The sequence below is a fragment of the Ekhidna sp. genome (assembly GCF_040220215.1).
In the GTDB taxonomy this organism is placed as follows: domain Bacteria; phylum Bacteroidota; class Bacteroidia; order Cytophagales; family Cyclobacteriaceae; genus Ekhidna.
The window spans coordinates 309641-333075 of the sequence record NZ_JAVJTR010000025.1; the positions used below are offsets into that span (position 1 = coordinate 309641).

At 40.6% G+C, this 23435-nt stretch carries 21 protein-coding genes; 16 read left to right on the top strand and 5 right to left on the bottom strand.

The window, feature by feature from the left end; genetic code table 11:
* The first annotated feature begins 9 nt into the window (after nucleotides 1-9).
* From nadC to RIC88_RS17870, 7 genes are all read left to right on the top strand, one after another.
* On the top strand, nucleotides 10-867 hold the full coding sequence (nadC, locus tag RIC88_RS17840) for a carboxylating nicotinate-nucleotide diphosphorylase (protein WP_350218926.1): 858 nt from the start codon (nucleotides 10-12) through the stop codon (nucleotides 865-867).
* 246 nt (nucleotides 868-1113) lie between these two features.
* The gene (locus RIC88_RS17845; RefSeq protein ID WP_350218927.1) at nucleotides 1114-1593 is read left to right on the top strand and encodes a YcxB family protein; all 480 of its coding nucleotides are present in this window, start codon (nucleotides 1114-1116) and stop codon (nucleotides 1591-1593) included.
* Nucleotides 1594-1595: 2 nt separating this feature from the next.
* Nucleotides 1596-2072: a regulatory protein RecX gene (locus tag RIC88_RS17850; protein ID WP_350218928.1), complete on the top strand. Its 477-nt coding sequence runs from the start codon at nucleotides 1596-1598 to the stop codon at nucleotides 2070-2072.
* 73 nt (nucleotides 2073-2145) lie between these two features.
* Nucleotides 2146-2655 carry a DinB family protein gene (locus RIC88_RS17855; protein ID WP_350218929.1) on the top strand — a complete coding sequence of 170 codons (510 nt, stop codon included), beginning with the start codon at nucleotides 2146-2148 and terminating at the stop codon, nucleotides 2653-2655.
* A 6-nt stretch (nucleotides 2656-2661) separates the two neighbouring features.
* Complete coding sequence (locus tag RIC88_RS17860; RefSeq protein ID WP_350218930.1) at nucleotides 2662-3684, top strand: ATP-grasp domain-containing protein; 1023 nt, start codon at nucleotides 2662-2664, stop codon at nucleotides 3682-3684.
* Nucleotides 3639-4295 carry a LysE family translocator gene (locus RIC88_RS17865; protein ID WP_350218931.1) on the top strand — a complete coding sequence of 219 codons (657 nt, stop codon included), beginning with the start codon at nucleotides 3639-3641 and terminating at the stop codon, nucleotides 4293-4295. Before RIC88_RS17860 ends, RIC88_RS17865 begins: the two co-directional genes overlap by 46 nt.
* A gap of 209 nt (nucleotides 4296-4504) precedes the next feature.
* The gene (locus RIC88_RS17870; RefSeq protein ID WP_350218932.1) at nucleotides 4505-7267 is read left to right on the top strand and encodes an alpha/beta hydrolase family protein; all 2763 of its coding nucleotides are present in this window, start codon (nucleotides 4505-4507) and stop codon (nucleotides 7265-7267) included.
* A gap of 46 nt (nucleotides 7268-7313) precedes the next feature.
* Here the strand turns inward: RIC88_RS17870 and RIC88_RS17875 are convergent, their stop codons facing one another.
* Nucleotides 7314-7973: a LiaF transmembrane domain-containing protein gene (locus tag RIC88_RS17875; protein ID WP_350218933.1), complete on the bottom strand. Its 660-nt coding sequence runs from the start codon at nucleotides 7971-7973 to the stop codon at nucleotides 7314-7316.
* An 89-nt stretch (nucleotides 7974-8062) separates the two neighbouring features.
* Nucleotides 8063-8650: a hypothetical protein gene (locus RIC88_RS17880; RefSeq protein WP_350218934.1), complete on the bottom strand. Its 588-nt coding sequence runs from the start codon at nucleotides 8648-8650 to the stop codon at nucleotides 8063-8065.
* A 182-nt stretch (nucleotides 8651-8832) separates the two neighbouring features.
* Here RIC88_RS17880 and RIC88_RS17885 point away from each other — a divergent pair, with 182 nt between their 5' ends.
* Together RIC88_RS17885 and RIC88_RS17890 are read left to right on the top strand one after the other, a co-directional pair.
* Nucleotides 8833-9303: an Hsp20/alpha crystallin family protein gene (locus RIC88_RS17885; protein WP_350218935.1), complete on the top strand. Its 471-nt coding sequence runs from the start codon at nucleotides 8833-8835 to the stop codon at nucleotides 9301-9303.
* A 9-nt stretch (nucleotides 9304-9312) separates the two neighbouring features.
* A complete protein-coding gene (locus RIC88_RS17890) occupies nucleotides 9313-9915 on the top strand; it encodes a class I SAM-dependent methyltransferase (protein WP_350218936.1) in 603 nt (200 codons plus the stop codon).
* Nucleotides 9916-9932: 17 nt separating this feature from the next.
* Here RIC88_RS17890 and gdhA read toward each other — a convergent pair whose 3' ends face one another.
* On the bottom strand, nucleotides 9933-11282 hold the full coding sequence (gene gdhA / locus RIC88_RS17895; RefSeq protein ID WP_350218937.1) for an NADP-specific glutamate dehydrogenase: 1350 nt from the start codon (nucleotides 11280-11282) through the stop codon (nucleotides 9933-9935).
* A 180-nt stretch (nucleotides 11283-11462) separates the two neighbouring features.
* On the opposite strand from gdhA, the gene RIC88_RS17900 reads away from it, so the two are divergent.
* Nucleotides 11463-11636, top strand: coding sequence for a hypothetical protein (locus RIC88_RS17900; RefSeq protein WP_350218938.1), 174 nt, complete (start codon nucleotides 11463-11465; stop codon nucleotides 11634-11636).
* On the opposite strand, the gene RIC88_RS17905 is transcribed toward RIC88_RS17900, so the two are convergent.
* Nucleotides 11633-13552, bottom strand: coding sequence for a CASTOR/POLLUX-related putative ion channel (locus RIC88_RS17905; protein WP_350218939.1), 1920 nt, complete (start codon nucleotides 13550-13552; stop codon nucleotides 11633-11635). The two genes, RIC88_RS17900 and RIC88_RS17905, sit on opposite strands and share 4 nt — an antisense overlap.
* A 233-nt stretch (nucleotides 13553-13785) precedes the next feature.
* On the opposite strand from RIC88_RS17905, the gene RIC88_RS17910 reads away from it, so the two are divergent.
* The 6 genes from RIC88_RS17910 (at nucleotide 13786) to rodA (ending at nucleotide 20529) form a co-directional block, all read left to right on the top strand.
* Nucleotides 13786-15033: a TAXI family TRAP transporter solute-binding subunit gene (locus tag RIC88_RS17910; protein WP_350218940.1), complete on the top strand. Its 1248-nt coding sequence runs from the start codon at nucleotides 13786-13788 to the stop codon at nucleotides 15031-15033.
* Nucleotides 15034-15121: 88 nt separating this feature from the next.
* Complete coding sequence (locus RIC88_RS17915) at nucleotides 15122-16153, top strand: rod shape-determining protein (protein ID WP_350218941.1); 1032 nt, start codon at nucleotides 15122-15124, stop codon at nucleotides 16151-16153.
* 6 nt (nucleotides 16154-16159) lie between these two features.
* A complete protein-coding gene (gene mreC / locus RIC88_RS17920) occupies nucleotides 16160-16960 on the top strand; it encodes a rod shape-determining protein MreC (RefSeq protein ID WP_350218942.1) in 801 nt (266 codons plus the stop codon).
* Nucleotides 16957-17472, top strand: coding sequence for a hypothetical protein (locus RIC88_RS17925; protein ID WP_350218943.1), 516 nt, complete (start codon nucleotides 16957-16959; stop codon nucleotides 17470-17472). Before mreC ends, RIC88_RS17925 begins: the two co-directional genes overlap by 4 nt.
* Nucleotides 17469-19292, top strand: coding sequence for a penicillin-binding transpeptidase domain-containing protein (locus RIC88_RS17930; RefSeq protein WP_350218944.1), 1824 nt, complete (start codon nucleotides 17469-17471; stop codon nucleotides 19290-19292). Before RIC88_RS17925 ends, RIC88_RS17930 begins: the two co-directional genes overlap by 4 nt.
* Nucleotides 19261-20529 (top strand): rod shape-determining protein RodA, encoded by a 1269-nt coding sequence (gene rodA, locus RIC88_RS17935; protein WP_350218945.1) that lies wholly within the window; start codon nucleotides 19261-19263, stop codon nucleotides 20527-20529. The genes RIC88_RS17930 and rodA overlap by 32 nt, the downstream gene beginning before the upstream one ends.
* Nucleotides 20530-20548: 19 nt before the next feature.
* Here the strand turns inward: rodA and RIC88_RS17940 are convergent, their stop codons facing one another.
* Nucleotides 20549-23386 (bottom strand): AsmA-like C-terminal region-containing protein, encoded by a 2838-nt coding sequence (locus RIC88_RS17940; RefSeq protein WP_350218946.1) that lies wholly within the window; start codon nucleotides 23384-23386, stop codon nucleotides 20549-20551.
* Nucleotides 23387-23435 lie beyond the last annotated feature (49 nt).

A 23435-nucleotide genomic window follows, 5' to 3' on the forward strand; every position in this document is an offset into this window, starting at 1 on the left:
CGCCACAGTATGAATCTACCATATCTGACGACAAAAAATATCAATGCTTTTATCAAAGCAGCTTTTGCTGAAGATATCGGCGATGGAGATCACTCTTCCCTTGGGTCTATACCGGAGGATGCGAAAAGTAAAGCACATCTGATCCTCAAAGGAGATGGAATCATCGCTGGATTGGAATTGGCTGAAAAGATCTTTCATTACGTGGATGAAAGTCTTGTTTTGGATTTTCATAAAAAGGATGGAGACCCGATAGAGCATGGTGAAATAGCTTTTTCTGTAGAAGGCAGCTCACGATCGATTCTGTCCTCAGAACGACTGGTTCTGAATTGTCTTCAGCGAATGAGCGCTATTGCCACATATACCTTCCATATGAACCAATTGATCAAAGGTTCGAAAGCAAGACTTTTAGATACCAGGAAAACAACACCACTTTTTAGACTGGCTGAAAAATGGGCAGTAGTAATCGGAGGAGGGGTTAATCACCGTTTTGGCCTTTACGATATGGTTATGCTGAAAGATAATCACATTGATTTTGCAGGAGGAGTGAAAAATGCCATCAATCAAACGGTGGCATACCTGGCAAAAAACAACCTGAACCTCAACATTGAAATTGAGGTGAGAAGTTTGAGGGAACTGGAGGATGTCCTTGAAGTTGGAAGGGTTCACCGAGTAATGCTTGACAACATGCTTCCATCTGATATCAAACAGGCGATCAGGATGATTGGCGGAAGGTTTGAAACGGAGGCTTCCGGTGGTATTACTGAAAAAACGATTGCAGAAATCGCGGAAACAGGGGTGGATTTTATTTCAGTAGGAGCTCTAACACATTCATACAAGAGCCTGGATATGAGTCTCAAAGCTATTTAAATTCTATATTCGCGGTGTAATTATTAATGAAACACTGAAAGTCGAATTAAAAACATAAGGAAAACACCTAAAATCCCCTCTTTGGAGGAATCGGGGTGGGTAGATGAAATTGTTTCCTTATCGATCAAAATGACCTTTATTTTAGTCCCACCTCCAGCTCCTCCTAAGAGGAAATGTTAGGTGTCATTTGGATCGAGTTTCAAATATTGTATCTACACAGTTAATAAGAAAAAGCGCGATTGAGAAATGATAGTACGAACAAAAAAATATCAGCTACCGACTAAAAAATATATAGGAATTGCTTTTAAATCAGCACTCAAACAGCAATGGTGGGTGTTTTTGATTTTTGCTGCTATTTGCTCGGGATATTTTCTGGCACCCAGCCACTGGTGGATCACAGGTGCATCCATTGCATTAGCACTCTATATGCTTTTTTGGTTAATTCAGTTTGCAGGCATCACCCAACTGGAGCAAGGCAAATTCATGTTTCAAAAGCTGTCTTACGAAATTTCTTCGCACCAGATTTTGATTAAGATGAATGCGAAGCAAGGCATGCCAATGAAGTGGGATCAAATTAAGCGAGCTAAAAAGGGAAAAGACGCATTTATACTTTTTGCAAGCAAGGCGCAATTGATCCACTTGCCTTTCCGAATTTTCAATAACGATAACGAGATTCGTTTTCTCGAAACGGTACTCAAACGCAAAGGCTACATCGCTGAAAAATAACCATGGCTCGAAACCTGGGCATCAAAGAAGCGAAGCAGCGAGCCGGAAGGTTCTGTGCCATTCGTGAACGATCGCCAAACGAGCTTTTCGAAAAATTACAAAACTGGGGACTCTCCGGTGAGGAGGCTTCCAGATTAGTTACTGAACTATCAAAGGAGGGGTTTGTAGATGAGCAGCGGTTTGCCAACGCCTTTTGCAATGACAAATTTGAATTTAATTCCTGGGGCAAGCTGAAGATCAAAGCGCATGTGTACGTTCACAAACTTTCCAGCGAAGCAGTGCAAAATGCTTTGGATCGCATCAACTCCGAAAAGTATGAGCAACGTCTTTTTGAGCTTGCCAAAGTGAAGTGGGACAGGCTTGAAAAGGAGGATCCTTTAAAAAGAAAACAAAAGGCAGTATCCTACCTGGCAAACAAAGGATTTGAGCAGGATCTGATCTGGAGCGCCATCAACCGATTGGAAAACAAAGGTCAGTAAGCTTACTTTTTCTGTGATTATAAAATCAGAACCACTGAAAATCCGTAAGTTTATTTTTCGATAAATTCATAATATGATTCATAAATCAGCTAAGGACCTACTTTCACAACTGGATGAAATTGTCGACGCATGTCAAAGTGACGATTTTGCCCGACCATTGGAAGAGCTTAGTCATGCGACTTTTGGTCAGCACATTCGTCACACGCTAGAGTTTTTCATTTGTCTTTTTGATGCAAGAAATGAAGGAGTGATCAACTACGATCAGCGTAATCATGATACACTCATAGAAACAGATAAAAAGTTGGCACGAAGTGTCATTACTTCGATCATCGAATTTTTGGATAAAAACCATGATGATTTTGAGTTGACCTTTGAGGCCAACTACACAGAAGAAGAGGGAAAAGATAGCCGGATGAAAAGTAGTTTTTATCGGGAGCTTGCATACAATATTGAGCATGCCATCCACCACATGGCGCTACTTAAAGTGGCGGTAAATCAATCGCTGACTTACATACAATTGCCGGATAATTTTGGTGTCGCAAGCTCAACTGTTCGATATAGAGAGGGTTCAAAAACCAATTAAGTCCTCTTGAAAAAGCTCCTAATCCGAATTAAGAACTGGGAGTACTGGCCCTTTGCATTTTTGTATTTTCCTGTCTTTTTCTATTACGGGTGGCTGGTGCTCAAGCACCGCTCTTTTTTCTTTTTCACTGCCTCAAATCCCAGCATTGAGTTTGGCGGAATGTTTGGGGAAAAGAAGTCTGATATCTTCAAATTAATTCCAGAGGAATACCTTCCTAAAACACGTCTGGTTGAAAAGGGAGATATAGAAAGGGCGTCATTTTTAGCCGAGCAAATCGGGTTTCCGTTAATTGCCAAACCTGATATTGGAGAAAGAGGGGTTTGGGTAAGTAAGCTTGAAGATCAGCAGCAGCTTAAGAAATATGTGGCTAGTTGCCCTGTCAATTTCCTGCTTCAGGAGGTGGTTGATTATCCTGTAGAATTGGGAGTTTTTTTTATCAAATATCCCGGTAAAGAAGGGCGTGTTACATCAATCGTACGAAAGGACTTTTTATCGGTAGAGGGAGATGGGCAGAGCACTGTGGGGGAACTTCTGAAAAAAAGTACGCGAGCACTTATGACCGCTGATTTGGAAAGCGAACACCTGCAATCTATTGAATCTAAGATTCCGGGCAAGGGCGAGCCTGTATTGATTGAACCGATCGGAAATCATTGTAGAGGAACGAAATTCCTGAATGACAATCATGAAATTAATACTGAGCTGAATCAGGCGTTTAATCAGCTAGCCGGTCAGATTCCGGATTTACACTTTGGCAGATTCGATCTGAAGTGTAAATCTTATGATGATCTGAAGGAATTGAAAAATTTCAAAATACTGGAGTTGAACGGAGCAGGCTCAGAGCCGGGACATATTTATCAGCCGGGATACCCTTTATGGAAAGCTTACAAAGACATCCTTTGGCATTTATCTGTTTTGTCGGATATTAGCGCACAGAATCGAAAAAAAGGGTATTCCTACTGGAGTTTTAAGCGGGGCTTCAAAAAATGGGAAGCTCATCAGAGATACAATCGCCTGCTTGCGAATCCATGATTTTACAAACACTCATAGTTGCTTTCATAGTTAGTTATATAGGTTCTATTCCTCCCGGAACGATCAATGTTTCTGTGATGCAGCTGGCAATGCTCAACAAACGAAGAGCTGCAGTTTTCTTTGCTTTAGCAGCCTCAGCAGTCGAATTTCTGTATGCAGGAATCACGGTCCAGTTCCATATTTTTCTGAATAACAATCAAACGGTTTCGAGTTATTTCCAGATCATTACGGCCGTAGCTCTAATAGGTCTTGGACTTTGGAACATCTTTTCTACCTCCACCTCATCTTCCGTGAAAGTAGATACGAAACTTACCGGGAGACATGGATTTGCACGTGGGATCATTTTAGGACTACTAAATCCGATGACTATTCCCTTTTGGTTAGCGATTACGACCTATTTGGAAAATGACGACTGGATCAACGTAGACGAATATGGTTTTTGGATTTACTTGATGGGACTTTCTACAGGGACATTTTGTTTGTTGCTTACTGTCAATGCCTCTGGGAAGCGATTTATTAAAATTGCCGACAATCCTTTCCTGGTTCACAAAGTACCAGGGTTTCTACTTCTAGGCTTAGGAGTTTACTTTTTGTTGAAGTTGATGATGTAAAATCATCATTCCACCGCTCATAACTATTCTTGTGGTCTTGATCATTCATTTTCACTAGTATTAAACCCCATGAAGAGATTAATACTATGAAATAACCTTAAGCTGAGTACAACAACCAAGGATGAGTATTTAGAAAAACACGTTCAATCTACAGGAAAGCTCGATCCCGGTTATTCCGTGGTGACCACTAAAAATCAATTTATATACACATGAAAAAGCTTATTTTACTCCTTACCATTCTTCCATTTCTAGGATTTTCACAAACCAAAAAAGAACTGGATCACAGTGCCTACAATGAATGGCGTAGTGTAGAAAAACAGCTGGTTAGCAATGACGGGTCTCATATCGCTTACACACTTAAGCCCAATGGATATGGTAATGAATCCCTAATGCTTCATCAATTTGATGGAGGGCTGGTGCTCGAGCATGACCGGTCTTATAGTCCATCTTTTACTAACAACTCACAGTTTCTGATTTTCAAGGTTTCTCCGGATTTTGATGAGCTGAGGGACTTGAAGAGAAAGAAAACAAAGGAAAAGGATCTGCCTGGAGATACATTGGCGATTTATAACATAGCCTCAGGAAGTATTGAAAAAATTGGTGGATTAAAGTCATTCAAAGTACCTGAAGAATGGGATAATTATGTGGTGTACCTGTTTGAACCTGAGCCGGACACTACGAAGAAGAAAGAGAAAAAGCGAAGCAAAAAGAATGGCTATGACCTGGTTGTAAAGAACCTAAATGATAATTCGGATTACACATTTTCTTATGTCCTGGATTTTGAAATAGCAGAAGAAGGTGCTGCACTGGCATTAACTACTACAGGTAATGACAGCACGATTGTAGCCGGTGTTTATCAATTCGATTTTGACGATAAAACCTTCAAACCGATCTACCGATTAAAAGGAGAATACAGTCAGCTCACCTGGGATAAAATGGGAAACCAACTTTCTTTCATATCAGATACGGATACGACTAAAGCATTAAAAAGAGATTACCATCTCCATTATTATAAAACAGACTGGGACAGCAGCAAGACCATAGCCAAGAATGAAACTTTAGAAAACCTAATCGTCAACAATGATTATAAGCCCAACTTCTCTGAGTCGGGCAAAAGATTGTTCTTTGAGGTAAAGGAATTTCCTGTTTTACAGGACACATCGTTGCTCGATGAAGAAATTGTAAATGTCGAGGTTTGGAACTATCAGGATCAACGACTTTTCACGCATCAGGAGAATGAATTAAAAGATGACCAGAAGTTTGGCTATCTGAGCTATTATGATGTTGAAAAGGATGCGTTTGTCCAATTGGGTGGCGAGGAATATTCAAGAGTAGTGGTAAGTAATGAAGGAGATGGACAGACGGCTATTGCTTTGAGCGATTACAATTATCGAAAACTGATTACCTGGGAAGGGTACACCTTAAATGACGTGTATCGTGTGGATCTCAGCACGGGAAGCAAGACGAAAATAGGCGATGGAGTTCGAGGGTTTGTCTCTCTTTCGCCAAACGGGAAATATGCCTACTGGTATAACAACACCGACTCGGCCTGGTTTGCGTATTCATTTAGTGAAGAGGTTACTATCAGCATAACCAATAACCTCAAAGTCCCATTCTATAGTGAAATCCACGATACCCCTTCTGATCCATGGCCATACGGTGTAATGAGCTGGACTGAAAATGATGCGCGGGTGTTGATTTACGATCGGTATGACATTTGGGAAGTAGACCCTTCCGGAAGCAACACACCCAAAAGAATCACCCCAAATGGAAGAGCAGAGCAGCTCACCTATAGATATATTCAACTAGATAAGGAGGAACGTTTCATCAAGAAGAATCAAAAGCTTTTGCTTTCCGGATTTTATGAAGCGGACAAAAGTGAGGCACTTTTTTCATACACTTATGGAAAAAATAAGCCCGAAAAACTTATCTCCGGTGATTATCAGTATACTTCTTTTATCAAGGCACGAGATAATAAAAACCTGATTTTCACACAGGAAAACTTTCAAACTTTCCCTGATATTCTTGCAACGGATTTTTCATTCGGATCAGTTAAGAAAATCAGCGACATCAACCCACAGCAAAAAGATTACAAATGGGGTACCATTGAGCTGGTGTATTGGACTTCACTAGATGGGCAAAAAATGGAGGGAATGTTGGTGAAACCTGCGGGTTTTGATCCGGCTAAAAAATACCCGATGATTGTCAATTTCTATGAAAAAAGTTCCGATGGACTTAATCGTCATAGAGAACCATACCCGGGTAGATCTACCATTACTTACAGTTTCTATGCGTCCAGAGGATACTTAATTTTCAATCCAAACGTGAATTACAAAACTGGTTATCCGGGAGAAGATGCTTACAACTGCGTAATTCCTGGAGTGACGTCATTGATAGAACAAGGGTTTGTAGACGAAAATAACATTGGTGTGCAAGGACACAGCTGGGGAGGTTATCAAATTGCTCATTTGATTAATGAAACCAACATTTTTAAATGCGCAGAGTCCGGAGCTCCGGTAGTGAATATGATAAGTGCCTATGGAGGTATTCGCTGGGGGTCAGGGCTGAGCCGGATGTTTCAGTATGAGCGTACACAAAGTAGAATTGGCGGAACGCTTTGGGAATACCCTCTTCGATACATTGAAAACTCTCCGATTTTCTTTGTAGACAAAGTGCAAACACCGGTTCTAATCATGCATAATGACGAGGATGGTGCAGTGCCATGGTATCAGGGAATCGAATACTTTGGAGCTTTGAGGAGGCTGGGTAAACCAGCTTGGTTACTGAACTACCGTGGCGAACCTCATTGGCCCGTGAAGGTTCAGAACCGAATTGACTTCAATATTCGACTCGCTCAGTTTTTTGATTATTATTTGAAAGGAGAACCAATGCCCAAATGGATGAGAGATGGTGTTCCGGCTACTGAGCTTGGGATCAAGCAGGGGTATGAGTTGATTGAGACCAAAGATTAGGGAGAATGCTGGAAGACCTGAGTTTTTTGCTCAGGTCTTCTAATAGTTAATTTTTTATTTCACCTCCACCAAACATGGTGAAACCTTTGATATGAACAGTGGCTGTTGGATTCTCAGTGATATTTTTCCGGGCATCACTAAAGCCACCAAAAATAGCAGTTGCATCCATGTGGATTTTCCAGTCTTCTGGGACCATTAGTTCTGTGCCACCAAACATGCAGAAGATTTCAATCACTGCCCCATCCTGAGCTTTTGATCCTCTGAGGTCTATTTCTGATCCACCAAACATGCAGGTAATTTTACCTCCCTGGAGATTATCAGAAACAAACTTTCGTTCAGTTCCACCAAATATGGCTACTTCATCAAAGTAGTTTTCTGAGCTTTCGGAAACACTTCTTGGAGCTGATTTCTTACGAAGAATAAATGACAGACCAATAATAATCAGGATTACAGGCCAGACGTCCCTAAGATTGATGACATCATAATAGTGCAAGTAAAATATAGTCGCTAATCCGAAAAATATCAGTGAAGAACGTCGGTTTCCGGAAAGAAGATTGATAACACCGAGTACTACAAACACTGCCGGCCAGGAAAACAGGTAATAGGGTATATCGATATCAAATCCGAGATTATCTAACAAAAAAAGTGATCCTAGTATAACCAGGATGAGTCCAATTATGACTCGTTTACGATTAGGTGCTGCCATGGTGTTATTTAGTTTAGGTTGTTAAAAACGAAAAATCATTTCAAGAAGTAGATGAATCATTTCAAAAGGAAATTTAGCCCATTTTTAGGTTAATTAAACCACCCGAAAAGCAACGAAATCCCAAAAGTTGGTCCATCAAAGTCTGTTGAATCAAAGAAAGTATTGTCTACGCCAATTGTTTTTTGATACCCGATCGAAGCATTTACTTTAAACCAGTAGGCAATATTCGCTTCTCCGAAAACCTCAGGGTTAAAAACAAATACTTCATCGGAATCGACTTGCTCATTCGTTGATAAAGATTTGGTCGTTATGCTTCCCCATCCAAGTTTTGTTTCTACTCCCATGTGCAATAGGTTGTCCGGCTTAATGTTGTAGCCCAACCAAAACCCTCCATGCCCAAAACTGGTAGTATAGTCTTCTCCATCCTGATCAAATTCATGATTTCCGGTAAGGCCAAGACCATAACCTCCAATGAAGAAAGTGTTGTCAAAGAGTACGGCACCTCCTCCTCCTGTAAGTGTTGAAAGGCTGCCATCTATTGGCATGAATGAAAAAAGTACGGCTCCAAATCCGGAGATATCCTCCGGATCATTTCCGATGAGTGTTTTTGGCTTGCTATCCTGAGCTTGCACAATGAATGAGCCGGCAATTAGTAAAATGAATAATGTCCTTTTCATGTGAATAGTTGTTTTTAGTTTGCCACATGGAATTCGTCCTGAATATTCGGGTCTCATTCCATGAGTTTTTGCTTTATGAGTTTGAAATTATATGTTCAGATTATCTCAATGACAGATTAAATGACAGAATGTTTCTTTTGACGGATGAATTGTAGCATTAAGTAAATAAGCCAAAATGGCTGATGGTCATAAAAGAATCGGCCACAGTGGCACGTTTAAATGTTAATCGCCCTTTGGAACAGAATTTGATTACAGAGGAAGAATTGAATGGAGATGATATGAGAGTAGACAGAGAAGCAATAAAAAGGCTGGCGGAAACGGCAAACATTGTAAACTCAATAAATGGGGGTGCAGTATTCCCTACATTTAAAACGACTACAGAAAAAGATCACTATCGGTTAGAGGTGAGCGTACCTTCTGTGGAACCCGAAGATTTGAAGGTTGAAGTGAATGGAAGTGATCTAATGGTATATCAACAAATCCATGTTAATGGCTATTCCCTCCCCAATATTTTGGGGGACATCAAAATCTCTGCTGATGTGGAGCTAGAGAACATTTATGCGGAGTTTGAAGATGAGCTACTGGTAGTTATTCTTCCATTCAGCGAGATGTCTGGAGGGTTTCAAAAGGAAATAGATATTTACAGGCATTAAATTGCTTTTGTGAATACACAGGATTTCAACAATCACTTCGGCGACATGGACCTGTTCCTTATGGACCTAATCCTGAAAGGGAAGGTTCCGGAGAATTCAAGTGTGCTTGATATTGGGTGTGGAGAAGGAAGAAACGGTATATACTTTATCCAAAATGGATATGAATACCATGGGTGGGATATGGATGCTTCCAAACTGAATTTGATTGCTTATTTATCCGATTCACTCTCAGAAGTAAAAGCTCACTTTAAAGAGATAGACATTATAGATGCAGACTCATCAAAGCAATTTGATTTCATCATTTGCAGCAGGGTATTGCATTTAGCCAAATCAGAACAGCATTTTTTCGAAATGTGGGGTAAGGTGAAAAGTTTATTACTACCAGGCGGAATGCTTTATGCAAGCATGGATTCTGTCATTGATAATAACATTGCAAGCCATTTAGAAAACGGGCAATATGAATTTCCGGATACCAAAGTTCGATTTGCCTTAACCAGAGAGATTTATAAAGAAATAAAAAAAGGGTTCGATGAAATTGAACCCCTTAGAACAGTAGTGCATCATAATGAGCGTGCACAAAGTTTTTTTATATTTAAGAAAATGTCCCCTTGAGGAGGACTGCAGCGGTGTTAAACTGCACCCTGTGCAAGCATAGCGTCAGCTACTTTCACAAATCCGGCAATGTTGGCACCCTTCACATAATCCACATAGTCTTTGGATACTTTTCCATGCTGCACACAGTTTCGGTGTATTTCCTTCATAATACCTTGGAGTTTTTCGTCTACCTCATCTCTTGACCATGAGAGTCTAAGTGAGTTTTGAGACATCTCCAGCCCTGATGTTGCTACTCCACCGGCATTGGATGCTTTGCCAGGGCTAAACATCATCTGGTGTTCTTTAAACATCTCAACAGCCTCAGCAGTACATGGCATGTTTGCCCCCTCAAATACTCCAATACAACCATTTTTCTGAAGCGTTTTCGCATCATCTATCAACAACTCGTTTTGTGTAGCACACGGATAGGCAATATCACATTTGATACTCCAAGGAGTTTTATCTTCCAGGAATTCAGTTTTGTATTTATCTGCGTATTCCTTGATTCTACCACGCTTCACATTTTTGAGTTCTTTGATAAACTCGAGCTTTTCTTGAGTGATCCCCTCCTTGTCATAGATCGTTCCTCCTGAATCGGACATTGACAGCACTTTAACTCCGTTTTGAAGTAGCTTTTCTACTGTGAACTGAGCCACATTTCCTGATCCGGAAACGATCGCGGTTTTACCATCAAGCCCATCTCCTTTATGGTGCAATATTTCTTTTGAGAAATATACGCATCCGTATCCGGTAGCTTCCGGACGAATAAGCGATCCCCCATATTGTAGGCCTTTTCCTGTAAGGACACCTGTAAATTCACCCTGAACTCTTTTGTATTGTCCAAACAGGTATCCTATCTCTCTTCCGCCAACACCTATGTCACCTGCCGGAACATCAGTAAATTGACCAATATATTTGCTGAGTTCAGTCATAAAGCTTTGACAAAACTTCATCACCTCATTGTCACTCTTTCCTTTTGGATCAAAGTCTGATCCTCCTTTTCCACCACCCATTGGCAGGGTTGTTAAGCTGTTTTTGAAAGTTTGCTCGAAGGCTAAAAACTTAAGAATACTTAAATTCACGGAAGGGTGAAATCTTAACCCCCCTTTATATGGTCCTATGGCAGAATTCATTTGAATACGATAGCCGCGATTCACCTGAACATTGCCTTTATCATCCAACCAGGGAACCCTGAACATGAAAACCCTTTCAGGCTCACAAATAGTTTCGAGGATATTGGAATCCTTGTATTTCGGTTTGTCAGCTATGAATGGGATAATGGTTTCAGCAACCTCATGAACTGCTTGTAAAAATTCAGGTTCATTTGGATTCTTTTTCGCAATCTTATCTACGAACTGCGAGATTTCTTTAGAGTGATCAGACATTGGTTAGTTGTTTTAATGAATTGAATTTAGGTGTTTTTTATCTATTCCTATTCCGTAAAAACACGGAATATTACGAATGTTTAATATTTAGTTAAGTGCATTTAATCGAAATACAATATTAGCCTAAAACCTGACTAACATAAGAATCGTAAATTAGTTTAGATATAAACCACATGTACTATGAATTATTTAAAGCTGGAAAGCGAAATCATTTCTTCTGTACAGGACTTAAATGGACATCAAAAAAGTGACGTTCTACATTACATTCGAAACATTGAGCCAACAAAGCACAATACCCGGTTATACAGAAGAAGGGCTATGAATGAGATCAGGGAAGCTCTAAAGAACTCTTAGTCTTCAGATAAAACGATTACCATATCGTTTTCTTCAAGGACGAATTCTTCTGACTTTTTAGGATTGAGCACAACACCATATTGCTCATCCGCCAGCCTTGCTTTCGAAATATTTCGGTAGCCGATAGCCACTTCATTCTTTCTAGCCGCAGATTCCAATACCGTATAGAAGTTCATAGAGATACCCGTTTGAACATATTCCCTGGCAGGCTTGATATAGATTTCCGATCCATCTGCATCAAATAAATCTTCAAATACTCGCATCAAATCTTTGTTCTCAGACACCTGGCTCATCAATAAACTGATCAGTTTGTCACTTACAATGAAGTCGTCGGCACTGGTAATATCGGCCAATTGCCTGTTTCGAATGTCCAGCATCTCACTCACAATCTTATACTTGCTTCCTTTGATTTCCGTGAAATTCCTGAGGTGAAGTAGAGTGATAAGCGTTTGGGCATCCGCCTCCTGAATTGGGAAGTAATTTTGGTAACAGAGCAATATGATATAATCATAATTCTCAAGGTTCATAGACTCAAGCGTCTCTCTACCTGTGGTGTCCAAAACTTCAAAGTCAATGGTAATATTTTGAACGGAATTCTTAAGCTTATTTATCGTTTTTTCTGCATCAGGGAATTTAGAAACAATTCGAACTTCAGACCCCTTTGGAACGTAATTATCTAATTCTCTAATGATATATCTAGCCCGATTATTCCACCCGACAATTAGTAATTTCTCTTCGTCCTGAGGTTCTGGTTCAGTATATACAATCTTACTTTCATGCGGATCTACAGGAGAGGCATTTGGAACCAGCGTATCATCATCTTCAGTGATCCCAATCACTTTGTCTCCCTTATTAAATATCGTATCCATCGGCGGATTGATATCCACATGTCCATCGGCAAACTGAATTCCCATGATCGCGGAATCTTCATAAGCGAACAATATGTCCCTGAAAGTTTTGCCCACAAGAGAGGGGGCACTTTCAAAATAAATTTCATCTCCATCAAAGTCCATTAAATCCTGGTAAACAACACTCAATCCGGACTGCCTGCTGGTTTGTACCATGATCTTGGATATAATCTCATCGGATAGAATAAGCTCCACTTCATCTTTGCCCACCATTTTAGCTACATCGAAGTTTCGTTTATCCTCCATCTCTGCAGTAATATGATATGGACGCTTCTCTGCCAACCCTCTAAGCTTGTCTCTTTTGGGATCAGTTACTATCGCAACGATGGTTTTGATAATCTGGCTATCGGAGTTTTCATTTTCCTTGTCCAAAATAATAATGGACTTGGTTTCAAAAGGATTAGCAATTTTTAAATCATGGACATCAATTGGATTACCGGTTCTACAGATTACATGGGTATTTCCTGTGTTCCCTACTTTGTCTTTAATTTCATCCTCCATCAACACTTTGTCCATATCGGCAAGGATGACAATTACGCCCCTTTTTTGATTTTCATTGGCCTCTACAATCTCCGGAATGATGGTAAAGATTTTGGATGACCAGCCAAGTATGAGCACATGGTCACTTTCTATCACAAAAGAACGACCCTTTCTTAAAGCCTCCAGTTTTGTAAGGATACCATTGGATACCAAACCAATCAGTGTGGAAATAATAACCAGACCTATGATGGTGGTAAGCATCATAAATAGACGGAAAGGCCAGTTTTCATCATGATTACCAAGTACACCGGGATCCAACGCGTGGGTAAGGTTTACCCAGAAAGATTCATAAAGGGTGAAGTCATTGTCATGGTCTGGGTGAAGACCCAGCGCTAACAAAAAGGTGCCAAACAAAACAATGATCACAACAGTGATTATTCCAAGACCTTTGATCATGGAGATTGTTCCCTGAGAAACAAAACTGTCGAAACGATATTTAATCCTATCCGAAAAGGAAATGTTTTTCATGTGTCTTTCTATTTTCTGCAGCCTTCTTGCAAATCTCTATTTTGTAGATTCAAAACGGAATAATAAGTGACTTCTTTTCATTCAAAAAAGAATCACCAATCGCTACAGGCAGCAAAACTACTCCTAAAATAATGCAAATTTATGACTGCTTAGCTTTTAGGTCTGGCACCAAGTGTCAAAAGGATGACACAAATTATTTGGTAGTAACTTTAAAAACATCGTAAAATGCTTTCATGAAGAAGATACTAATTGCTGTCACCGCCATCATTATGTCTGCATGTAATCCGACGCTGACTCCTTTTACTTTCATATACAATGATGAGGGACCAAACGAAGAAATTGCTAGGAAAATGGAGGAACTCCTGGAAAGGGAGTTTTACAATGTAGACATTCAATTAATAAAGGGAGCCAGCACCAATGCAATACTTGACAGCATCAGCTCAGGAAATGTGGATATTGGCCTAGTTGAAAACTATGTCAACTATAAACCTGGAATCAATTCTGCTTTTTCAGTTTATTCAGAGGTCCTACATATTTTTTATCAGGAAGGAGTTGATGGGAGTTCATTCGAAACACTGGCTTATTCGGCACCTGTTTACATAGGTCGTGAAGAATCTCCTACCTATAACATGATGATGGACCTGTTTGATTTTTACGGACTCGATCTTTCCAAAATCGATGTAACGTTTAATATGGCTGAAGCGGGCACTATATCAGTACTCACTAATCTTTTTACAAAGGAGAAGCTGCAAGAATTCCAGGGGTTCAATTTGTTCTCTTTTGATGATGTTGATAATCTTGGAAATGCCTCTTCTGTGGAGGGTATTTCACTGAAAAATCCACGACTGTCTCCTTTTGTAATTCCTGAAAAAGCGTATTGGTCGTTTACCAAAACCCCTATTGTGACACTATCAGTTGACTTAATCATGATCGTTAGAGCTGAAATGTTGGAAGTTTCTGTAAATGATTTTACGAAAACCATGCTTAGGAACAGGCAGGTATTTACCTCCATTGATCCTTTACTTTTTAATGGTTTAAGAGAAGATTTTAATCAGGGTATTCTAAATATCCCACTTCATGAGGGGGCCAGGACATTCCTGGATCGTGATGAGCCAAGCTTCCTTGAGAGGTATGCCGAATTGGGCGGTGTGGCCCTGTCCATTGTGATTGCTATCTTCAGTGGTATTGTATCGTTAACAAAATGGCAAGCGCAGAAGAAAAAGGATAAGATCGATGAGTTTTATGAAGACTTGATGAACATTAAAAACACGATTCCCAAAATAAGCGGAATTCCTGAAGCCATAAAAAATGTGAAGCGGGTACAGGCGGCACAGAATAAAGCCTTTGAAATGCTGATAGCGGAAAAGCTGGTGGCCAACGACAGTTTCCGGATTTATATGGAGCTATCCAAGGAAACCATCAATGAGCTACGTGGGAAAATGCGAATAATCAAGGCAAAAAAAGCGAGCACAACTTCTTAAAAATGAAACTTTTATCACTAATTGGTGATGCTTTAGTTTTTATGCAAAATCGAACCTAAATTCGTGCTCAAATTCTGAGTGAGCATTCATGGGTCTTTTTGATTTTTTCCAGAGCGACATAGCTATTGATTTAGGAACAGCCAACACACTGATTATCAGTAAGGATAAAGTGGTTGTAGATGAACCTTCCATTATTGCAATTGACAAAAACACAAACAAGGTGTTGGCGATTGGCAGGGCTGCCATGCAGATGCATGAAAAAACGCATGAGAATATCAAGACTATTCGACCGCTTAAAGATGGTGTGATTGCTGACTTCCATGCGGCTGAGCACATGATTCGGGGCATGATAAAAATGATGGACAAAGGCAAGAAGAGCTTTTTGCCGGCATCACATCGAATGATCATCTGTATACCTTCTGGAATCACTGAAGTAGAAAAACGAGCGGTACGCGATTCGGCAGAACATGCCGGGGCAAAAGAAGTGTATATGATACATGAGCCAATTGCTGCAGCTATTGGAATTGGGATTGACATTGATCAGCCGGTTGGTAGTATGGTTGTAGATATCGGAGGAGGTACCACTGAAATCGCAGTTATTGCGTTGAGTGGGATCGTATGTGATCAGTCCATTCGGGTAGCTGGTGACTCTTTCAATAAAGATATTTTAGATTATATGCGCCGACAGCACAATTTACTGATTGGGGAGCGTACGGCTGAGAAAGTAAAAATAGAAGTGGGGTCTGCTCTAACTGAACTGGATGATGATGCTCCGGAGGATTACGAAATAAGAGGAAGGGACTTGATGACTGGCATTCCAAAAGTGATCAAGATTTCATATTCAGAGATTGCGTTTGCAATAGATAAGTCCGTTTCAAAAATTGAAGAGGCAGTGTTGAAGGCACTGGAAATTTCCCCTCCAGAACTTTCGGCCGATATTTACGACAATGGCATTTATTTAACAGGAGGAGGAGCGATGTTACGAGGTTTGGACAAACGTCTTGCCATGAAAACGAAGCTTCCTATTCACATTGCTGAAGATCCATTGAGGGCAGTTGTGAGAGGGACTGGAGCGGCGCTCAAAAACCTCAATCAGTATAAGGCAGTATTAATGACCTAATGGTGGATGCAAAGGCTTTTAGATTTCCTTTATCAGCAGCGAGAGATAGCCGTTTTTATTGGCCTGGAAATCCTGAGTGCATGGCTTCTCATCAATTATAATAATAGATACAACGCTTCCTTTCTTAACTCCAGTAATGAGGCAGCAGCCTCAATCGCTCAAACCTCCAATGAGATAAACGAATATTTCTACCTTGATGAGGTAAACACACAGCTAATGCGCGAAAATGAGCGGCTTCAGCAAGAGTTGCGCATGCTCCGATCAGAGAAAGCTTCTTTTCTGGATACAGTAGATCAATACCAGGTTATAGGGGCCAAAGTTGTCAATAACACGTTCGATAGAAGTGCCAATTTCATTACTATTTCGGCAGGAAGAAAGGATAGCGTTGATGTGGGGATGGGAGTGATATCTTCCTTCGGTGTTGTAGGCCAGGTAAAATCTGTAACGAACAATTTTGCCACAATCTATTCATTGCTCCACCCTAAACTGTTGGTTTCCTCTAAGGTGAAACGCACCGAAACGAAATGTACTGTTCAGTGGGATCAGGAAATTTATGACCGGGCTAGCTTAAAATACATTCCACGCCACATCAAACTCAAGGAAGGTGACTCCATTGTTACTTCGGGTTACAATTCTGTATTTCCTGAAGACATTTTAGTAGGAATTGTAGATGAGCTTCATCTGGAAGAGCACATGACCTTTTATGAGGCGAAGCTGAAATTGGCCACCGACTTTACCAGTTTGTATCATGTATTTGTGATCAAGGATTTATTGAAACAGGAAAAAGATTCTTTGGAAATACAATGACCAGAATTAGTGTAAAAGAACAAGTACTTAATTTGATCCTGCTTCTGCTGGTTCAATTGCCTTTGCTACATCGCATAACCCTGTTTGATAAGGCATTCGGTTTTTTTTACATAGGCTTCTTGCTCTTGCTTCCCAGAGGACTTAGCCGATCCTATTTAATGGTCATTGGTTTTTTTGCAGGGTTGCTGGTTGATGTATTTACTGATACGCCGGGGATTCACGCATCCGCAGCAGTATTCACACTATTCGTCAGAAATTTTTGGTTGAATATAGTTAATGACGATGCTCAGGAATTGACCAACCTAAATATTGGAACGCTGAAAAAAACAGGTTTTATATATTTCGTATTTCCATTAGTCTTCGTGCATCATTTTTTAATTTTTGTAATTGAGAATGGAGGATTTCATTTGTTTGGGATGGTATTGAGTAAAGTTTTTTTCAGTGCTATCTTTAGTAGCACAATCATCTTTGTGATCAATTTTGTTATTTCACCTGCGAGGAGGAGAGTATGAGAGAGAGGAGTTTACTCATTAGGGGACTCGTTCTTTTTACTGCAATCATTTTTGCGGTCAGGCTTTTTTATATACAAATTTTAGAGGAAGACTATAAGGTAGCTGCAGAAAATAATGTAGTACAAAAGATCATTCAGTATCCTTTTCGCGGATTGGTATATGACAGCAATGACAGCCTGGTCATTTATAATTCTCCTGTCTATGATCTGATGATTGTACCTAAAGAAGCTGAAATTGCTGACACCACAGCTTTTTGTGAGCTTTTGGAGATTGAAAGAGAGGAATTGGAAGAAAAGCTATACAAAGCAAAAAAATTCTCTTCCATACTCGCTTCGAAACTCATCGAACAGATTTCAGATGAACTTTTTGCGAAGCTACAAGATCAGCTCATAAACTACCCGGGCTTTTATGTGCTTCCCAGAACTATCCGTTCCTACAACACCCAATCACTTGCAAATGTGGTTGGCTATGTGGGGGAAGTAAGCAGTAACTTTCTAAACAGGGACACGACAGACTACTATAAATCGGGTGATTATATCGGCATAGGTGGTATTGAAAAATCCTACGAAACATACCTCCGGGGAATGCGTGGTGTCACCTTTAAAGTGGTGAACGTTCAGGGGATAGTAAAAGATGACTATCAGGATGGTGAGTATGACACTTTGCCCAGGCCGGGCGAGAATATTCACCTGACCATCGACCTTGAATTGCAGCAATACGCTGAAAAACTCATGGAAGGTAAGGTAGGAAGTGTTGTTGCTATAGAACCAAAGACTGGTCGCATACTGGCCCTGGTTTCTGCCCCATCATACGATCCACATTTATTGAGTGGAAAAAACTTAAGCAAAAACTTCCCCGAGCTGAACAGCAATGAGGATAAACCACTTTTCAACCGACCGCTTCAGGCCCGGTATCCACCCGGGTCTATGTTTAAGACCATTCAGGGTGTGATCGCAATGCACGAAGGAGTAGTCAAATCAAAGGAAATAATAAGAGTAGACCATAGCAACATTGGTGATTTGGCACCACCGGGACCCTATGATATGGTAAAAGCGATCACCAAATCCTCCAACAATTACTTCTATCTGATCATGAGAAGAATGGTGGAGCAAGGTGCAGAAGAGAGCCAGTTTATAGATGCAAGGATAGGTCTTGAAAAATGGAGGGAATACGTGAAGGAGTTTGGTTTGGGAAGAAAGCTGGGAGTAGACCTTCCAAATGAAATTTCAGGAAATGTACCTAGTCTGGAATACTATGATCGGGTGTACGGTTCAAAACGATGGAAGTATTCGAACATCGCTTCGCTGAGTATTGGCCAGGGTGAGTTATTGGTTACACCGCTGCAAATGGCCAACCTGGGAGCAATACTGGCAAACCGAGGTTATTTTATAACCCCGCATGTCGTGGATAAAATTGAAGGTTGGCCTAATCCTAATATCAAGAAAGAAATCCTTCCGTATGATCCGATGCATTTTGAACCAATAATTGCAGGTATGGAGCAAGTGGTAAGAGCTGGCTCAGGGATAAGAGGTTATTTGGAAGCACTTAAATTAGCCGGTAAGACGAGCACCGTCCAAAACCCTCATGGTGAGGATCACTCAGGATTTATGGGGTTTGCTCCGCTGGATGACCCGAAGATTTCTATTGCCGCTTATGTTGAAAATGCCGGCCAGGGAGGAAGAGCTGCCGTTTCTGTGGCCAGTTTATTGGCAGAAAAGTATGTACTGGGTACCATCTCAAGACCCTGGCTTGAAGATTATGTTTTAGAAGAAAGATATTTACCTAAAAATGCGCCAAGACCCACTCTCGCAGAAAATTGACTGGATCTCAGTCTTAGTATTCGGGGCGCTTGTTATCGCAGGCTGGTTGAATATCTATGCAGCAGAGTATGATCCTGAAATCAACCAAAGCATTTTTGATATCAGTACCAGTGCAGGGAAGCAGCTTGTGTGGATTGGCACTTCGGTGGTTATTGCGTTTACCATTTTTTTCTTCGACTATAAGTTCTTCGATTCTTTCGCATACGTGATTTATGGAATTTTCATGGCCATGCTTCTATTTATTCTGATCGGCGGAAAAGAGGTTGCCGGATCGAAATCATGGGTAGGGCTTGGAGGGTTTGGATTGCAGCCGTCTGAATTCGCAAAGTTTGCCACTGCCTTCGCCCTTGCAAAATACCTGAATCATTCCACCCGAAAACTGACTGATTTAAATACTTTGAGCGTTTCGTTTGTCATTATCTTATTGCCTATGGCGATGACTATTTTGCAGGGGGATACCGGAACGGCACTGGTATTTGCAGCCCTGGCTGTGCCAATGTTTCGTGAAGGAATGCCACCCCTGCTTTTGATTGTAGGTATTTCTATATTTTTAGTTTTCATACTCACATTATTGGTAAGTCAAACGGTGTTGTTGGCGGGTATTGCAATCGTTACGCTGCTGGCCCTTGGCCTCAATGCAAGAAACCCAAAGCGACTGGTTTATATTGTAGTTTCAGCGATTGTTGTGACTTTTGCTGTTCGGAGTGTGGATTTTATTTTGACGGAGGTGCTCAAACCGCACCAGCAAAAAAGAGTTCTTTCACTGATCAACCCCAACATCGATCCGCTTGGGGCGGGATGGAATGTTACCCAATCTAAGATCGCAATTGGATCGGGAGGTTTTGCCGGAAAGGGGTTTCTGGAAGGAACACAAACTAAGTTTGATTTTGTGCCTGAACAGACGACTGATTTCATATTTTGTACGATAGGTGAAGAGCACGGCTGGCTTGGCAGTATCGTACTTTTAGGATTGTTTACTACTCTTTTATTGAGGCTGGTATACTTAGCAGAAAGACAAAAATCGACCTTTTCTCGTGTGTTTGGCTATGGTGCAGTTGGAATTATATTTTTCCATTTCACAGTCAATATTGCCATGACGATTGGGTTATTTCCTGTTATTGGTATCCCCCTCCCATTTTTCAGCTATGGAGGTTCTTCACTCTGGGCATTTACTATTTTGCTCTTCAGCTTTCTGAAGCTTGACGCACACAGAATGCAGGTGTTGCAGCGGTGGTGAGATACCCACCCAATTCTGCTTATAAATTATCTGCTTTCTCTTTTGCCTCTGATACTAATTTATCCGCCTTTTGGTTGGCCTCAGCCTCAATTTGATTGGCTTTTTGATCTGCTTCTGATCGCAATTTCTTAGCAGCTTCTTCAGCGACTTTCTTTTTTATTGGATTGGATCCGGCATCTGAAATTAATTTATCCGCTGCTGCATATCCTTCTTTTCTTACTTTTTCGGCACTCGCTTTTCCTTGTTTTCTTATTTCTGCCGCCTGAGCTTGGGCTTCTGAAATAATTTTTTGCCGCTGTTCTTCTTTCTTAGCTTCTAATTCTTCTTTTCTCTTGGCAAGTTCGGCTTCAGCCTTTTGCTTTTGTTCATCTACCTTGGCTGTGAGGTCTTTCTTAAAGTCACTCGCACCACTTGCAGATCCATCCGCATTGCTGGTTCCTAAAAGTTTTACTGAGACATCATCGTAGGTTCCACCAATTCCAATGTTCAGGTTGATTTTATCTGCAATCAATTTTTTACCTCCTGTAATTGAGCTAAGTGCGCTGTTGAGAGCGTTTCCAACAATGCCGGTCGGCACGTTTTTCATCAGCATGGAATAATCAAGACTACCGTCCAGACCGTTATTTCCTCCTACTACGGCTTGCTGTCCACTCACATTCAACTCAAACGGTTCTACGAAAAGCCTACCATCTTTTATTTCTGTAACAATATCCACATCCTTGATGGTTATTTTGTTTGAGGTCTCAGAATTATCTCCTTTTTTGAGCGACGCAACTGTTGACAGCTTTTGCATAAACTGACCTTTTTCTAATGTTGCCTGAGCAACGTTTACAATTCCTTTCAGATACACCTTATCCATTATTGGCATCATGTCTTCACCTAAAAGTCCATTCACATTAAAATCAGTTGAAAACTTTCCGGTGACCTGTTCAGCTATTGGGACATAATTTTTAATGGTTTCGAAAGTGGTAAATGCTTTTGCAATCGAAAGATCTTTGACCTTAAAACCAAGATCGTACTTTGGTGTTTCGAGATTTTTAGTGACATAGGAGCCGGTCAGCTCAAATGTACCATCCAGCAGGTTGAAGCTGTTTTCATTCAAAATGATGGCGCCATCCTTGATTAAAACCTGACCTTTGAAATTAGTAATCGGCATATTAGAATAGGCGATCTCTCCAATCGAAGAAGCTAGCGTGAAGTCGATATTTTCAGGAATTTTAATGACTTCTAATGCAACTGCCGTAGTATCCTCAACTTCTTCCTCTGTGCTTTCCGGCATCAGTTCATTGATGTCGATGAGCGTTGAGTTAAAATCTAGCCGTCCGGTCAGCATCTCATTTTCTGAAAGGGCAAAAGCAAGGTAGTTGCTTAATTTTCCTTTTAGACTAAAATCTGAGTTGCCTGATCTTGCAGAAAATTCGGATAAGTTGATTTCAGCAGGATCAAAAGAAAGATTAGCTCTAGAGATGCTAAAGCCTTGAGGCAAGTCCTCACTTTTGAAAAGGAAGTCGTTGATGGTTAGACTTCCGGAGGTTGGTAGTTTGTCATACTGCTCAGCTTCCACATCAGCCATCTGACCGGAGGTTTTTAGTTTAGCGTTGATTTTACCTGCTAGGGTCATCCCTTCCAGCGGAACTACTTTAGTTATTTTCTCTAGATCGGCGTTTCCTTCAAATCCCAAATCCCACTGGTAATTTTCCAGGTCTTTAAATTTTAAATAAGCAGCAACAGACTCTCCATCCACCAACATAAAGAAGTTGTCAATGTTGAAGCTTGTTTCGCTAAGATCAGCGGAAGGATAATTAAAACTTGTTTTTAAGTCTATGTTCTCTATTGGGATATTGAATTCAGCATAGCTCACACGTCCTTTATCTATAGATAAGTTGGCAGCAACTGCGGGCATGGATTTTTCATTGAAAGTGCCCCTTACAAACCCATCAAAATTAATTTCACCTCCGGCATCAACCCCATCAAGATATTCCTGATATACACCCGGTATAAGAGACAGAATACTGGTCAGACTGATGTCCTTCCCACCAAAAGTGATGTCCATATTTATGTCATCTCCGGGCATACTTACGTATCCATCAGCTTCAATAGCAAATCGATTAATAGCGAATCGATTTTCTTTGAAAGTGAATTTCATTTCTGCCAGGTTCATGTTGAGTGTTACGTCCAGATCCAGTTGCTTATTGGATACATACTCCACACCTTCAAAGCCAAGAGAAACAGCTTCAACGGTAGTCTTGGTAGTCAAATCGAAAACATCAAGCGTAAAATCGCCCGACCCTTCATGATTAAGACCTAGTATTTTGGTATAGAAATCCATGGATTGATCCATGTAAACAACTTTACCATTTTGGATACTCCACTTTTCAATTCCAACACTTACATCGCCCGATTCAGAGGATTCTTCTTCAGAAACCTCTTCAGCAGCAGTTTCTTCTGTGGTGCTTTCTTTGGCAATATCATAGTTTGCTGTTCCATCTGGCAAAACCAGCACAAGAATCTCAGGCTGATCAAGTAGCATTTCTTTTACAATGATTTGATCACCAGTTAAGGCAGACATGATGTCTACTGTGACCTGGAAGTTTGCCACAGATGCAAGGGTGTCGTTTTCAAATGGAGCAACTCCCACCACTCCAAAATCACGCATACTAACGGTGAGATCCGGAAAGCTTTTGATCAAAGAAAGGCTAAAACCATCAATGTCATAATAGACTTTAGCATTCAGGTTTTCGGCCATTCCATCATCCAGAGCCTTCCGAATGTCATCCTTGAAAATTATAGGCAACACAATGATCGCGGCGATGAGGATGACAAATACAACCCCGAGTATGATTAGAAATTTCTTCATAGCTATATTCTTTACTACCAAGTTATAGAGAATGCAAGCGAACTAATAG

Excerpts from the sequence above, each read along its gene's own strand:
- nadC (WP_350218926.1), top strand. The coding sequence starts at position 10 with ATGAATCTACCATATCTGACGACAAAAAATATCAATGCTTTTATCAAA.
- RIC88_RS17845 (WP_350218927.1), top strand. The coding sequence starts at position 1,114 with ATGATAGTACGAACAAAAAAATATCAGCTACCGACTAAAAAATATATA.
- RIC88_RS17850 (WP_350218928.1), top strand. The coding sequence starts at position 1,596 with ATGGCTCGAAACCTGGGCATCAAAGAAGCGAAGCAGCGAGCCGGAAGG.
- RIC88_RS17855 (WP_350218929.1), top strand. The coding sequence starts at position 2,146 with ATGATTCATAAATCAGCTAAGGACCTACTTTCACAACTGGATGAAATT.
- RIC88_RS17865 (WP_350218931.1), top strand. The coding sequence starts at position 3,639 with ATGGGAAGCTCATCAGAGATACAATCGCCTGCTTGCGAATCCATGATT.
- RIC88_RS17870 (WP_350218932.1), top strand. The coding sequence starts at position 4,505 with ATGAAAAAGCTTATTTTACTCCTTACCATTCTTCCATTTCTAGGATTT.
- RIC88_RS17875 (WP_350218933.1), bottom strand. The coding sequence starts at position 7,973 with ATGGCAGCACCTAATCGTAAACGAGTCATAATTGGACTCATCCTGGTT.
- RIC88_RS17880 (WP_350218934.1), bottom strand. The coding sequence starts at position 8,650 with ATGAAAAGGACATTATTCATTTTACTAATTGCCGGCTCATTCATTGTG.
- RIC88_RS17885 (WP_350218935.1), top strand. The coding sequence starts at position 8,833 with ATGGTCATAAAAGAATCGGCCACAGTGGCACGTTTAAATGTTAATCGC.
- gdhA (WP_350218937.1), bottom strand. The coding sequence starts at position 11,282 with ATGTCTGATCACTCTAAAGAAATCTCGCAGTTCGTAGATAAGATTGCG.
- RIC88_RS17900 (WP_350218938.1), top strand. The coding sequence starts at position 11,463 with ATGAATTATTTAAAGCTGGAAAGCGAAATCATTTCTTCTGTACAGGAC.
- RIC88_RS17905 (WP_350218939.1), bottom strand. The coding sequence starts at position 13,552 with ATGAAAAACATTTCCTTTTCGGATAGGATTAAATATCGTTTCGACAGT.
- RIC88_RS17910 (WP_350218940.1), top strand. The coding sequence starts at position 13,786 with ATGAAGAAGATACTAATTGCTGTCACCGCCATCATTATGTCTGCATGT.
- RIC88_RS17915 (WP_350218941.1), top strand. The coding sequence starts at position 15,122 with ATGGGTCTTTTTGATTTTTTCCAGAGCGACATAGCTATTGATTTAGGA.
- mreC (WP_350218942.1), top strand. The coding sequence starts at position 16,160 with ATGCAAAGGCTTTTAGATTTCCTTTATCAGCAGCGAGAGATAGCCGTT.
- RIC88_RS17925 (WP_350218943.1), top strand. The coding sequence starts at position 16,957 with ATGACCAGAATTAGTGTAAAAGAACAAGTACTTAATTTGATCCTGCTT.
- RIC88_RS17930 (WP_350218944.1), top strand. The coding sequence starts at position 17,469 with ATGAGAGAGAGGAGTTTACTCATTAGGGGACTCGTTCTTTTTACTGCA.
- rodA (WP_350218945.1), top strand. The coding sequence starts at position 19,261 with ATGCGCCAAGACCCACTCTCGCAGAAAATTGACTGGATCTCAGTCTTA.
- RIC88_RS17940 (WP_350218946.1), bottom strand. The coding sequence starts at position 23,386 with ATGAAGAAATTTCTAATCATACTCGGGGTTGTATTTGTCATCCTCATC.